Source organism: Acidovorax sp. GW823-FHT02H02 (genome assembly GCF_058797075.1).
In genome coordinates this window covers 84,170-97,062 of the sequence record NZ_JBXAJH010000012.1, presented here as the reverse complement: position 1 = coordinate 97,062, position 12,893 = coordinate 84,170, and the positions used below count along the sequence as shown (strand labels likewise).

General features: G+C 70.0%; 8 protein-coding genes. 7 read left to right on the top strand and 1 reads right to left on the bottom strand.

Features of this window, described 5'->3' with window-relative positions:
* Positions 1–37: 37 nt before the first annotated feature.
* The 5 genes from AC1RDS_RS13935 to AC1RDS_RS13915 all read left to right on the top strand — a co-directional run bounded on the left by AC1RDS_RS13935 (position 38) and on the right by AC1RDS_RS13915 (position 9,741).
* The gene (locus AC1RDS_RS13935; protein ID WP_059400373.1) at positions 38–2,140 is read left to right on the top strand and encodes a 3-hydroxyacyl-CoA dehydrogenase NAD-binding domain-containing protein; all 2,103 of its coding nucleotides are present in this window, start codon (positions 38–40) and stop codon (positions 2,138–2,140) included.
* Entirely contained in the window at positions 2,137–5,595 is a 3,459-nt protein-coding gene (locus AC1RDS_RS13930; protein ID WP_059400374.1) for an indolepyruvate ferredoxin oxidoreductase family protein, read from the top strand. Before AC1RDS_RS13935 ends, AC1RDS_RS13930 begins: the two co-directional genes overlap by 4 nt.
* Before the next feature lie 220 nt (positions 5,596–5,815).
* Positions 5,816–6,703, top strand: a complete 888-nt coding sequence (locus AC1RDS_RS13925; protein ID WP_492227108.1) for a tripartite tricarboxylate transporter substrate-binding protein — start codon at positions 5,816–5,818, stop codon at positions 6,701–6,703.
* A gap of 106 nt (positions 6,704–6,809) precedes the next feature.
* On the top strand, positions 6,810–8,537 hold the full coding sequence (locus tag AC1RDS_RS13920; protein WP_063840194.1) for a putative bifunctional diguanylate cyclase/phosphodiesterase: 1,728 nt from the start codon (positions 6,810–6,812) through the stop codon (positions 8,535–8,537).
* 10 nt (positions 8,538–8,547) lie between these two features.
* Positions 8,548–9,741: an ABC transporter substrate-binding protein gene (locus AC1RDS_RS13915; protein WP_059400376.1), complete on the top strand. Its 1,194-nt coding sequence runs from the start codon at positions 8,548–8,550 to the stop codon at positions 9,739–9,741.
* Between the two features lie 107 nt (positions 9,742–9,848).
* Here the strand turns inward: AC1RDS_RS13915 and AC1RDS_RS13910 are convergent, their stop codons facing one another.
* Positions 9,849–10,760 carry a LysR family transcriptional regulator gene (locus AC1RDS_RS13910; RefSeq protein ID WP_059400377.1) on the bottom strand — a complete coding sequence of 304 codons (912 nt, stop codon included), beginning with the start codon at positions 10,758–10,760 and terminating at the stop codon, positions 9,849–9,851.
* Between the two features lie 115 nt (positions 10,761–10,875).
* On the opposite strand from AC1RDS_RS13910, the gene AC1RDS_RS13905 reads away from it, so the two are divergent.
* Positions 10,876–11,847, top strand: a complete 972-nt coding sequence (locus AC1RDS_RS13905) for a Bug family tripartite tricarboxylate transporter substrate binding protein (RefSeq protein WP_059400378.1) — start codon at positions 10,876–10,878, stop codon at positions 11,845–11,847.
* Positions 11,848–11,854: 7 nt separating this feature from the next.
* Positions 11,855–12,829 carry an alpha/beta fold hydrolase gene (locus tag AC1RDS_RS13900; RefSeq protein ID WP_082136771.1) on the top strand — a complete coding sequence of 325 codons (975 nt, stop codon included), beginning with the start codon at positions 11,855–11,857 and terminating at the stop codon, positions 12,827–12,829.
* The last annotated feature ends 64 nt before the right edge of the window (positions 12,830–12,893 follow it).

The window sequence follows — 12,893 nt, the reverse complement described above, 5'->3', positions numbered from 1 at the left end:
ACAACACCCACGCCCGGACCGCTCCACGTCTTCCGCCATGACCTCTCCCATCACCTTCTCCCGCGACGGCCGCATCGGCCTGGTCGAGATCCACAATCCTCCGGTCAACGCCCTGTCCATCCCCGTCGTCGACGGGCTGGCATCCGCACTGGAGCAGTTCGAGGCGACCCCCGACCTGGACGCGCTCGTGCTGTACGGCCGCGGGCGCACCTGGGTGGCCGGCGCCGACATCACGGCCCTCGAGCAGCCCGGTTTCCCGACGGCGCGCTTCAACACCTTCCTGGCCCGCCTCGAGGCGCAGGCGCGCCCCGTGGTCGTGGCGTTGCACGGCACGGTGCTCGGCGGCGGCCTGGAGCTGGCCATGGCCTGCCACCACCGCGTGGCGCAGCCCCAGACGCGCCTGGGCCTTCCCGAGGTGAAGATCGGCATCATTCCGGGCTCCCTGGGCACCCAGCGCCTGCCCCGGCTCGCCGGGGCCGAGCTTGCGCTGGAGCTGATCTCGAGCGGGCGCATGATCGGCGCGGCGCAGGCGGCCTCGGCCGGACTGGTGGACGCGATCGCCGAGGGCGAGCCGCGCGCCATCGGGCTGGCCGCGGCCCGGGCCGTGCTCGCGGCGGGCGCGCCGCTGCGCCGCGCCAGCACGCTGACCGCCGCGCCGGCCTCCGCCGAGGCGCTGGACCGGGCGGAGGCGGCCGCCGCGAAGAAGCCCGGCTGGCCGCAGCTCGCCGCCGCCGTGCGCTGCGTGCGCGCGGCCCAGGAACTGCCGTTCGCGCAGGGCGCGGCGGTCGAGGCGGCCGAGTTCGAGCAACTGGTGCCCTCGCCCTCTGCGCGCGCGCTGCGCCACCTGTTCTTCGCCGAGCGCGAGGCGATGAAGATCCCCGGCCTGCCGCGCGACACGGCGTTGCGCCCCGTCCGCAAGGTCGGCATCGTCGGCGCCGGCACGATGGGCGGCGGTATCGCGATGAACTTCGCCAACGCCGGTATCCCCACGGTCGTCGTGGAAGTCTCCGACGAGGCCCTGCAGCGCGGCCTGGGGCTGGTGCGCAGGAACTACGAGGCCAGCGCCGCCAAGGGGCGGCTCACGCGCGAGCAGGTCGACCAGCGCATGGCGCTGCTGCAGGGCGCCCTCGACTACGCCGCTCTGGGCGACTGCGACCTGGTCATCGAGGCGGTGTTCGAGGACCTCGCCCTCAAGACCGAGGTCTGCGCCAGGCTGGGCGCGGCCGTCAAGCCGGGCGCCATCATCGCCACCAACACCTCCACGCTGGACGTGGACGCGCTCGCGCGCGCCACCGGCCGCCCGGCCGACGTGGTGGGAATGCACTTCTTCAGCCCGGCCAACGTGATGCGGCTGCTGGAGGTGGTGCGCGGCGCGGCCACCGCGCCGGACGTGCTGGCCACCGTGATGAAGCTGGCCTCCACGATCGGGAAGGTGCCGGTGGTCTCGGGCGTCTGCTACGGCTTCATTGGCAACCGCATGGCCGAGGTGTACATGCGCGAGGCGGAGTTCCTGATCCTGGAGGGCGCCGAGCCGGCGCAGGTGGACGCGGCCGTGGAGGCCCTGGGCATGGCCATGGGGCCGTGCCGCATGCTCGACATGGCCGGCGTGGATGTCGGCGCCCGCACCGTCATCGAGTACGGCAAGGCTGGCGGGCTACCGCCGGATCCGAGCTACCGGGCGCTGGTGCGCAAGCTGTTCGAACTCGGCCGCTTCGGCCAGAAGACCGGCGCCGGCTACTACCGCTACGAGGGGCGCAGTCCGCTGCCCGACCCGCAGGTGACCGCGATCGCCGCGGCGCTGGCCGCGGAACACGGTATCGCGCGGCGCGAGCGCATCGGGCCCGAGGAAATCGTCGAGCGCCTGATGTACCCGCTGATCAACGAGGGCCTGAAGATCCTCGACGAGGGCATCGCCTACCGGCCCGGCGACATCGACGTGGTGTGGGTGGCGGGCTATGGCTTCCCCGACCACCGCGGCGGGCCGATGTGGATGGCCGGGGAGATCGGGCTGGACGTCATCGCCGGCCGCCTGGCGCACTACGCCGCGCAGCGCGGCAACCCCTACGGCTATTGGACGCCGGCCCGGCGGCTGGCGGCCGCCATCGCCGGCGTAGCCCACGAGACACAGGAGACACCATGAAGATTTCATCGACCTTGCAGGAGGTCCAGCCGGACCGCTATGGACAGGAGGCGGACAGCGCCCTCCTGTCGGGCACGGAGGCCCTGGCGCGGCTGCCGCTGGAGCAGCGCTGGCGCGACCGGGCCGCCGGCCTCAACACCGGGGGCTTCATCTCAGGCTACCGCGGCTCGCCGCTGGCCACCTACGACATGGAGCTGCTGCGCCTGAAGGACCGGCTCGAGGCGGAGAACATCAAGTTCCAGCCGGGCGTCAACGAGGACCTCGCGGCGACGGCCGTGTGGGGCACGCAGTTCGTCCAGCTGTATCCCGGCGCCAAGGTCGACGGCGTGTTCGGCATCTGGTACGGCAAGAGCCCGGGCGTGGACCGCAGCGGCGACGCCCTGATGCATGCCAACACCGCGGGCACGGCGCCGCTCGGCGGCGCCATCGCGCTGGTCGGCGACGACCACGCCGCCAAGTCCTCGTCGCGCTCCGCGCAGTCCGACCTGCAGCTCAAGGCCCTCGGGCTGCCTATCCTGTATCCCTGCAACACGCAGGAGATCCTGGACTACGGCCTGCACGCCATCGCGATGAGCCGCTACGCCGGCTGCTGGGCATCGCTGAAGCTCGTCACCGACGTCGTTGAGACGACCAGTGTCGTCGACGTGCGCCCCGCGCGCCTGCAGGTCGCCCTGCCGCCGCTGCCCACCGACCCGCCTGCAGGCCTGCACATCAAGCGCAACGAGCCGCCCCTCGAGATGGAGGCGCGCCTGTACGAGCACCGCATTCCCGCGGCGCTCACCTATGCGCGGGCCAATGGCCTGAACCAGATCCGGCTTCAACCGAAGCAGCCGCGCCTGGGCATCGTCTCGGCCGGCAAGAGCTGGAGCGACGTCCGCGCGGCGCTGGCGCTCCTCGGGCTGGACGATGCCGGGGCGGAAGCGGCCGGCCTGCGCCTGCTCAAGCTCGGGCTGATCTGGCCGGTCGATCCGCAGATCACCGCCGAGTTCGTCCAGGGCCTGGAGGCCGTGCTGGTCATCGAGGAAAAGCGTCCCTTCATCGAAGAGCAGCTGCGCGCCATCCTGCAGGAGCTGGGGGGCGGCGCGCAGGTGCGCGTGGTCGGCAAGGCGATGCCGCCCGGCATGGGACGGCCCGAGCCCGGGCAGCTGCCGATCTCCGGCGAGCTCTCGCCCCAGATCGTCGCGCGCTCGATCGCGCTGCTCGCGGGCATTCCGTCCACCGACGCCGTGCAGATGGCGCCGGCCTCACCGGGCCCGGTGCGCATGCCCAACTTCTGCTCGGGCTGTCCGCACAACACGTCCACCGTGGTGCCCGAGGGCAGCCGGGCGATGCCCGGCATCGGCTGCCACGGCATGGCGATGTGGATCCGCCCGGAGACCACGGGCACGGTCACGCACATGGGCGGCGAGGGGATGTTCTGGGTCGGCCAGTCGTCCTTCACCGACGAGCGGCATGTCTTCGTGAACATCGGCGACGGCACCTTCTACCACTCGGGCAGCCTGGCGCTGCGCCAGGCGGTGGCGGCGCGCGTGCGCGTGACCTACAAGGTCCTGTACAACGGCTACGTCTCGATGACCGGCGGACAGCACCACGATGGCGACGTCACCGTGGCCCGGATCATCGACATCGCGCGCGCCGAAGGCGTGGGCCGCATCGTCGTGGTCACCGACGACACCGGACGCTACGACGGGGTGACGCTGCCCGATGGCGTGACGCTGCGCCCGCGCGTCGAGCTCGATGCGGTGCAGCGCGAGCTGCGCGAGTTCGACGGCGTGTCGGTGCTGGTCTATGACCAGGCCTGCGCCACGGAGCTGCGCCGGCTGCGCAAGCGCAAGAAGGCGCCCGACCCCGACAAGCGCACCTTCATCAACGCCGAGGTCTGCGAAGGCTGCGGCGACTGCGGCGTCAAATCCAACTGCATGTCGGTCGAACCGCTGGAGACCGAGCTCGGCCGCAAGCGGCGGATCAACCAGTCCAGCTGCAACAAGGACTTCTCCTGCGTGGAAGGCTTCTGCCCGAGCTTCGTCACCGTCCACGGCGGGCAACTCAGGCGCCCGGCGCGCGGCGGGGCCGCCGGTGGCGACTGGCCGGCGCTGCCGGAGCCGACGCTGCGCGGCGTGGAGGGCGGCTACAACGTCCTGCTGGCCGGCATCGGCGGCACGGGCATCGTGACCGTGGGCACGGTCCTGGGGCAGGCGGCCCAGCTCGACGGCCTGGCCACCAGCCTCCTGGACCTGACCGGCCTGGCGCAGAAGTACGGCGCCGTGATGACGCACCTGCGCTTCGCGACCGATGCGGCCGCGATCCCGAGTTCGCGCCTCACGGTCGGCGAGGCCGACGCGGTGATCGGCTGCGACCTGATCGTGACGGCGAGCCAGGAGGCCTTGTCCAAGGTCGCCGCCGAGCGCAGCTTCGTCGTCGTGAACACGGCGGTGAACCCCACCGGCGAGTTCACCAAGTCCCCCGACTGGGATCCGCACGCCGAGCAGTTGCTCAACCGCCTCGGCGAGCGCACCCAGGGCCATCTGCACGCGCTCGACGCGAGCCGCCTGGCCACCACCCTCATGGGCGATGCGATCGCCATCAACATGTTCCTGGTCGGCTTCGCGTGGCAGCACGGCCGCATCCCGGTGACGCTGGCGGCGCTGCAGCGGGCGATCGAGCTCAACGGCGTCGAGGTCGATTTCAACCGCCAGAGCTTCGAGTGGGGCCGGCGCGCCGCCGTGGACCTCAAGGCGGTCGAGCGCGCCGCGGCCAAGGCCTCGGATGGCCAGGTCATCCAGTTCGCGCCGCGGCCGCTGCAGCGCGTGGAAGACATTGTGGAGGACCGCAGCCGCCGCCTGACCGACTACCAGAACAGCGCCTACGCGCAACGCTACCGCGATCGGGTGGCCAAGGTGCAGCGCAAGGACGCGGCCATCGGCGCCAACGGCCGCCTGGCGCGCGCGGCCGCGCGCTACTACTACAAGCTGCTGGCCGAGAAGGACGAGTTCGAGGTCGCCCGCCTGTACAGCGCGCCGGAGTTCCGGCGCTCGATCGAGGCGCAGTTCGAGGGCGACTACAAGCTGCACTTCCACCTGGGGGCCTGGCCGTTCGGCCGGCGTGACGCCGAGGGCCACTGGCACAAGCGCGAGGTGGGACCCTGGATGCTGTCGGCCATGGGCGTGCTGCAGCGGCTGCGTGGCTTGCGCAACACCTGGCTCGATCCCTTCCGCCGCACGCCGGAGCGCAAGCTGGCCCTGGGCCTGCTCGCGCGCTACGAGGCGGATCTCGATCTGATCCTCGGGCAGGCGGCGCCGGAGACGGCTGATGCGGCGGTCGAACTCGCGGCGCTGCCCGAACGGATTCGCGGCTACGGCCATGTGCGCCAGGCGCACGCGGACAAGGTCGAAGGAGTGCGGGCGGAGCTGCGCGAGCGCCTGGCTCGCCAAGGGGCGGAGCAGCTGGCGGCCTGACGCGCACCGGGCCGGAGCGTGTCTCCGGCCCACCCAGGCGCCCCGGAGAGGGCGCACTGAGTAAGTAGAACAAAACGAGACCAGGAGACATGTCATGAGCACAGCTTCGCTGCGGCACCCGCCGCCGCCCCCGCGCGCGTCCCGCCGCACGCTCCTGCGCGCCGCGGGCGCGGCGGCGGCCTGCCTCGCCGCCCCGGCCCTCGCACAGCCGGGCGCCGTCGTGAAGTTTACGGTGGGCTACCCGCCCGGGGGGCTGATGGACGCCATCGCGCGCTTGCTGGCGCAGGGATTGGAACGGGAACTTCGGCGAACCGTGATCGTGGAGAACCGCCCCGGGGCGGGCGCGCGGCTGGCCGCAAGCCTCTTCAAGCGCCAGCCAGCGGACGGAACGAACCTGATGCTGGCCACGGACTCCCTCATGGTGCATGCGCCGCATGTGTTCACGAGGCTCGGCTTCGACGTGTTCCAGGACTTCACGCCGGTGGCGGCGGTCTCGAGCTTTTCCTATGTGCTGGCCACGGGTCCGGACCCCAGGGCCGACTCGCTGGGGGCGCTGGCCGAATGGCTCCGCAGAAGCCCTGATCGCGCGGCGTTCGGCCACCCCGGCGCGGGCAGCGCGCCGCATTTCTTCGGACTGGTGCTGGGCGAGAAGTTTGGCGTGCCGCTGACGGCCGTGCCCTACCAGGGCGGCGCCCCCCTGCTGACGGCGCTGGCGTCCGGCGGGCAGATCACCTTTGGCGTCAACGCGCTGGCCTCGGACATGCTGGAGTTCCACCGGTCCGGCAGGACGCGCATCCAGGCCGTCACCGGCGACCAGCGCAGCGCGCTGCTTCCCGACGTTCCCACCTTCGGTGAACTCGGCTATCCGTCCGTGCCCCGCGGCTGGTCGGCCCTCTACCTGCCGCACGACGCGGCGGCGGAGGTGGTGTCGCGCCTGAACGAGGCGCTCCAGGCGGTGCTGGCGCAACAGGAGGTGCGCGAGCGCATCGCCGGCTTTGGCATGCAGACCGAGAGCGGCAGCGCGCAGCGGTTGGCCAGGCTCGCCCGCGCGGACTACGCTACCTGGAAGCCCATCATCGAGAAGTCCGGCTTCAAGCTGGACAGCTGACGCGATGACAGGCACGGATGGACAAAAGGGGCCCGGGCTCCTCGAGGATGCATCCCCGGTCCCGGCGCGGCATCTGCCGCACCGGGAAACCCTGGCGCTTGCGGCCATGGAGGCATCTCCCGACGGGATCCTGATGGTGGACCGGGCAGGGCACATCGTCATGGTCAATGCGGCCATGGAGGCCATCTCCGGCTATGCGTCCGAGGAACTGTGCGGACAGTCGGTAGGCATCTTCCTTCCGCCGGCCGCCCGCGACGCGCACGCCCGCCAGCTGGAGGCGTATTTCCGGTCGCCGTCGGGCAGGCCCATGGGCAGGGGACAGGATTTCCGGATCATGCGCAAGGACGGCAGCCTGACGGCCGTGGCTATCGCGCTGGGCCACACGGATGTCTCCGGCGGAACCGCCGTGGCATTCGTGCGCGATATCTCGGACGTGCGCGGGCTGGAGGCCAGGATCCGCTTCCAGGCCACCCACGATACGCTGACGGGCCTGGCCAACCGCTGGCAGTTTGGCCTGGAACTCGAACAGGCCATCGCCGTTTCGGAGCGAACGGGCCAGTCCTTCGCGTTGTTGCTGCTGGACCTGGACGACTTCAAGGCCATCAACGACGGCTATGGGCATGCCGCGGGCGAACGGCTGCTGCTGGAGGCGTCGCGGCGGCTCCAAAGCGCGCTGCGTGCCGGCGATACCGTGGCGCGGCTCGGTGGCGACGAGTTCACCGTGGTCCTGCCCGCGATCGCGCAGCCCCAGGACGTGGAGCAAGTGGCCGCCAAGCTGCTCGGTGTCCTGTGCCAGCCCTACCGGATGCACGGCTTCGATCTGGCGTTCAGCGCCAGCCTGGGAATCGCCGTGTATCCCAGGGATGCGCGGGACGCCACCACGCTGCTGCGCTACGCGGACATGGCCATGTACCACGCCAAGAATTCCGGCCGCGCCAGCTACGCCTTCTACGCGCACCACATGGGCTGGCGCATGGAGGAGAAGCTCCAGCTGCGCGAGCAGCTCAAGATCGCGCTGGACTCCGACGGGCTGGAACTGCACTACCAGCCGCAGGTCAATGTGGCCACGGCCGAGGTCGAATCAGTGGAAGCACTGCTGCGATGGACCCATCCCCAACTCGGGGAGATCCCGCCCAGCCGTTTCATCCCCGTGGCGGAGGCCACGGGCATGATCCTCGCACTGGGTGCCTGGGTGATCGACCGCGCGTGCCGGCAGATCGCCGCGTGGACGGAGGCCGGCCTGCCGCTGCGTGTCGCGGTCAACCTGTCGACGCAGCAACTGCGCCAGGTGGACCTCGTCGAGCAGATCGAGCGCAGCCTGGCTCGGCATGGCGCGCGTCCCGATCTCCTGGAGATCGAAGTGACCGAATCGGAAGCCATGGCGGATCCGGAGCAGGCCAGGCAGGTGCTGTGGCGCCTGCAACGGCTGGGCATCTCCATCACGCTGGACGATTTCGGGACCGGTTATTCCTCGCTGGCCTATCTGAAGCATCTGCCGGTGTCGCGCATCAAGATCGACCGCGATTTCCTGCGCCCTTTGTTGCGCAGCCCCGAAGATGCCGCCCTCGTGCGGGCCATCGTCGTGCTGGCGCAGACCCTGGGCCTGCGGGTGGTGGCCGAGGGCGTGGAGAGCACCGAGCAGCTTTCGCTGCTCGTGCGCTACGGCTGCGATGCGTACCAGGGCTGGCTGTTTTCCAAGGCCGTGGCGGCGCACCAGATTGCCGGGCTGCTGCGGTCGGCGCCGCCGGACGACGCGCTCCCGCCCACCCATATCGATGCGGCGAACGAGACGTGGGCCCGCCGCATCCCTTCTGAAGTCCAACTGTCCAAGTAGGAGAACCGCCATGGGAAATGCATTGGTGCATTCGGGAGACGCAGCGCAGCCTGGATCGAAGCCCCGCCCCGGATGGGCGCGGCGCCGTCTGCTGCGCGCCGCGGCCTGGCTCGCGCTGGCACCAGCCGGCTGGGCCTTCGCCGCCGAGCCGCTGGTCATTGGCCAGTCCCTGCCCCTGGGCAGCGCCGACGACGGCAGTGCCGCGCGCGCCAGTGCGGGCGCCCGGGCCTACATCGAGTTCGTCAACGCCTCGGGAGGCATCCGCGGGCGGCAGCTCAAGCTGCTCACCTTGGACGATGGAGGCGACCCGCGCCGCCACGTCGACAACCTGCGCCAGCTGGTCACCCAGCACAAGGCGGTCGCGTTGCTCAACTGCGTGGGCGATGCCGCCTGCGCGGCGGGCGCGCAGGTGGCGCGCACCGAGAAGGTGGCGCTGATCGGCCCGATGTCGGGGGCGGCAGCCCTCGGCCGGGACGCCAACCCTTATGTGTTCCGCACGCGCGCGACCTATGCGATGGAGGCGGAGGCGCTGACCAAGCAGATGCTGGCGCTCGGCACGAGCAAGGTCGTGATCGTCACCGACCGGCTTCCCGTCTCCGAGGGCGCGGCCGCGCTGCAGGAGGCCTTCGCGCGGCAGCGCATCGCATCGACCGTGCTCGACGTGGACCCTTCCGCGTCGGCATCGGTGGCGCGTTTCCGCTCCGAGGCCACTTCGGGCAGGTACCACGCGATGTTCGTGGACATGGGCGTGGAGGGCTTCGCACTCGTATCCAGGCTGAGCCAGGAAGCCAGCGACCGGTGGCCGTTGTTCGTCACGACCTTCGCCGCGGGCAACGTGAACTCGCTGCTGACCGGGTTCTCGGGCAGGGTGGTGGGTTTCACCTCGGTCGTTCCCAACCCCGAGGTCGCGTCGATCCAGTTGACCCGGGACCTGCAGGAGCACGCGGAGCGTTTCGCGGGCGGCGGACAGGCGGTGACCTTCGCCGGGATGGAGGGCTACATCAACGCGCGCATCTGCGTGGACGCGCTGCGGCGCGCCTCCGCGGCGGGCATGGTCGACGCGCGCGGCGTACTCGCCGCCATGAACACCATGGGCAGCGTCGATCTCGGGGGCTTCACCGCGAATTTCTCGGCCTCGCCCTCCGCCGCCTCCGACCGGGTCGATATCGTCGTGCGGTCGCGCAGCGGGCACCTGTTGAAGTGACGCCGGCATCCCGCCGCCTCGGCGCTGACTGCCTAGCCCTGCGTGAATCTCGTGCAAGGGTCCGACTGCAGAGACGGCCGATCACCGAGGTAGAAAGTCCCCGGACTTCAGTGACCGGATGCCAATAGTTGTGGCGCCACCTGACGCAGCAGCGTGCGAAGCCACTTGTTCGCGCCGTCGCCATGGACCCGACGATGCCAATGCTGAACCACGGTGAAGCGGGGCTGGGCAATGGGCAGCGCGAAAACGTGCAGACGCGGCCTATCCGGATGGAGGGCGACAAGGCTCTCGGGTACGGCCGCCACCAGGTCGGACTGCGCAACGAGCGAGGGCACGGACAGAAAATCCGGAACCTGTAGCTGCACTCGGCGGGAAGGCGAGAGAGCGGCCAGCGCGGCCTCGATGCGTCCGATGGCCGGGCCGCGCGGCGTGACCACACAATGCGCGCTGCGCAGGTAGCCGCTGACCGTCTGCAGCTCTGCGCGCAATGGATGGGATTTGCGCGCAATGCCGACGTACTGCTGCTCCAGCAGCCGTTGGCGATAGAGGTTCGGATGGGCCTTGCTGGGCGTGCCGATCACGAGGTCGATCCGGCCCGCCTCGAGCTCGGCCCACACCTCCTCGCCGCCTGCACGCACGATCTCCAGTCCGATGCGCCAGTCTTCGTTGGCGATGCGCCGCAACAGGCCGGGCAGGAACACAAGTTCCGCCACGTCGATCATGTGGATGCGGAAGACCCGGCTGGAGCGCTGCGGATCGAAAGACTCGCTCAGTCTCTGGACGCGCTCGAAGTCGAGCAGCAGACGCTCGGCCTCGGTGGCAAGCTTGATTGCCAGCGGCGTGCGCGTCAACTGGTTTCCCGATCGCTCGAACAGCGGGTCGCCATAGTGCGCGCGCAACCGGGACAGCGCATGGCTGACCGTCGATTGGCTCAGGTTGAGGCTCGCTGCTGCGGCAGTCACGCTGCCATGCCGGGCCAGCGCTTGCACCACCCGCAGCAGGTCAATGTCGAGGGCCATGCGTCAATTTCAGGGTTATCGATGCCGTCGATGGATTCTATGGCCCACGTCGTTGGGCGTCGCGCCGAGCCGTTCCTAAGATGGCTGTGGATTCGCCCACAACAAGGAGACACGCATGCTTCGTCAGTTCGTTCGATTCATTGCCGCCGCGCTCGCGTTTGGCGCGTGCGGCGTTCAAGCTCAGCCGCAGACGGGTTTTCCGGTCAAGCCCGTTCGCATCGTGATTCCCTACCCGGCGGGAGGACCAGTCGATGCTGCGGGCCGCCAGATTGCCAAGGGCATGCAGGAGATGCTCAAGCAGCCCGTGATCGTCGACAACAAGCCGGGAGCCAGCAGCACCATTGGCAGCGCCGAGGTTGCACGGGCCCCAGCGGACGGCCATACGGTGCTTCTGACGCTGGCCGATAGCTTTACCTACGTTCCTCACCTCTTCAAGAAGCTGCCCTACGACCCCTTTAAGGACTTCGCATTCGTCACCCAGTTGGCGCTGACACCGCCTGTGCTGATCTTGCGGACCGACGCGGGTGTCTCAGGGCTGAAGCAAATTGGCCCGGGCGGTGCTGCGCTCAACTACGGCACGTGGGGCCCAGGGAGCTACCCGCACCTGATCGGCTCGGCGCTAGCCCGGCAGACGCGCGGCAACCTGACCATCGTCGCCTACAAAGGAGGTGCGCCCGCCGCGCAGGATCTCATGGGCGGACATATCCAGATGACGATCGCCAGCATTCCGCAGGCTTTGGACATCCAGCAGAAGGGCCTTGCCACCATTTCCGCCATCGCCGGCACGCAGCGTTCACCGCTGATCCCCGACGTCCCCACCTTCGTCGAGCTGGGCTTCACCGATCCGACTTTCGCGGTCCCGATCTGGCTGGGCCTGGCCGCACCCGCCGGAACTCCCGTGTCCGTGGTGAGCCGGCTTCGGGATGCCGCGGTCGCGGCGCTGAAGCTGCCGGAGACGCAGAAGTTCCTCCAAGGCTTCGGATGGCGCGCGCTGGGCAACTCGCCGTCCGAGTTCCGCGCGGCGGTGGAGCGCGAGGGGCCTGTGATCGCGGAAGCCATGAGGCTCGCGGGCGTACAGCCGGAGTAGCCGAGCGATGCCGTCGAAGGGTTGTACCCATGCCGAGGAGTGGCGCATCCCCAGCACCTCGGATCCTGATGCGTGTCTGTTTGTCCGAAGGCGCGGCAAGCCCGGATCGGTGCCCGCGGTGTTGGTTCACGGCTTCTTTCAGCCGGGGTCGGCCATCCTGGACGTTCCCGGCTATTCGCTCCAGCAGGCGCTTGCGGACGCGGGGCTGCGTGTCTATCTGTTCGATCTTCGTGGCTATGGCCGTTCGAGCCGCCCGGCCTTCATGGAAGTCCCGCCCCAGCACAGCCGCCCTGCGCTGGGCTGCATGGCCGATGCGGTCGCAGACCTCGCCGACGTCGTGGCGTTCGTGCGAAAGCAAGAGGACGTCGCCTGCGTGGACCTGATCGGCTATTCGTGGGGCACGGCTCGCAGCGCCAACTTCACGCTGGCGGCCCCGGGGTGCGTGCGCCGCCTGGCCCTCTACGCGCCGGTCTGGCGCCCCGCCGCTGGCGCCGCGGCGAACGTCGGTGACGGCAAGGTCCCCCCAAACCTCGACCCCCGCCTTGGCGGCTACACCGTCGTGTTGCGTGGTGCGCTGAGGCGTGGATGGGACTGGGAGATTGGCGCTGCCGACGCGGCGGAGTATCGAGACCCCGCTGCGCTGGCGTGTGCGGAAAGCTCGCTGATGGATTCCGACCAAGGGCGTGGCAGCTCTGCCGAAGGCTTCCGCGCACCCATGGGCCCAAAGGTGGATGCGCTTCAGGTGCTCCGGGGAGGACAGCTCTTCGATGCACCCCGGCTGCGCCACGACCTCCTTCTGGTGCGAGGCGCGCAGGACAAGCTCTCGAGCGAGGGTGATGCCGCGGCCCTCTTTGAGTCTCTCGGGTCGCCGCACAAGCGGCTCGTGACCATAGACCGGGGTACGCACCTTCTGCATCTGGAGCATGCGCGGTGGCGGCTGGTGGACGAACTGGCGGGATTCCTCGCGGGCGACAGGGTGTGAACTGCGCGGTCGGACTGTGGCCTCCAGTCATCCGCGTCCCGGGTTCCGCGAGCCCGTAGTTCGC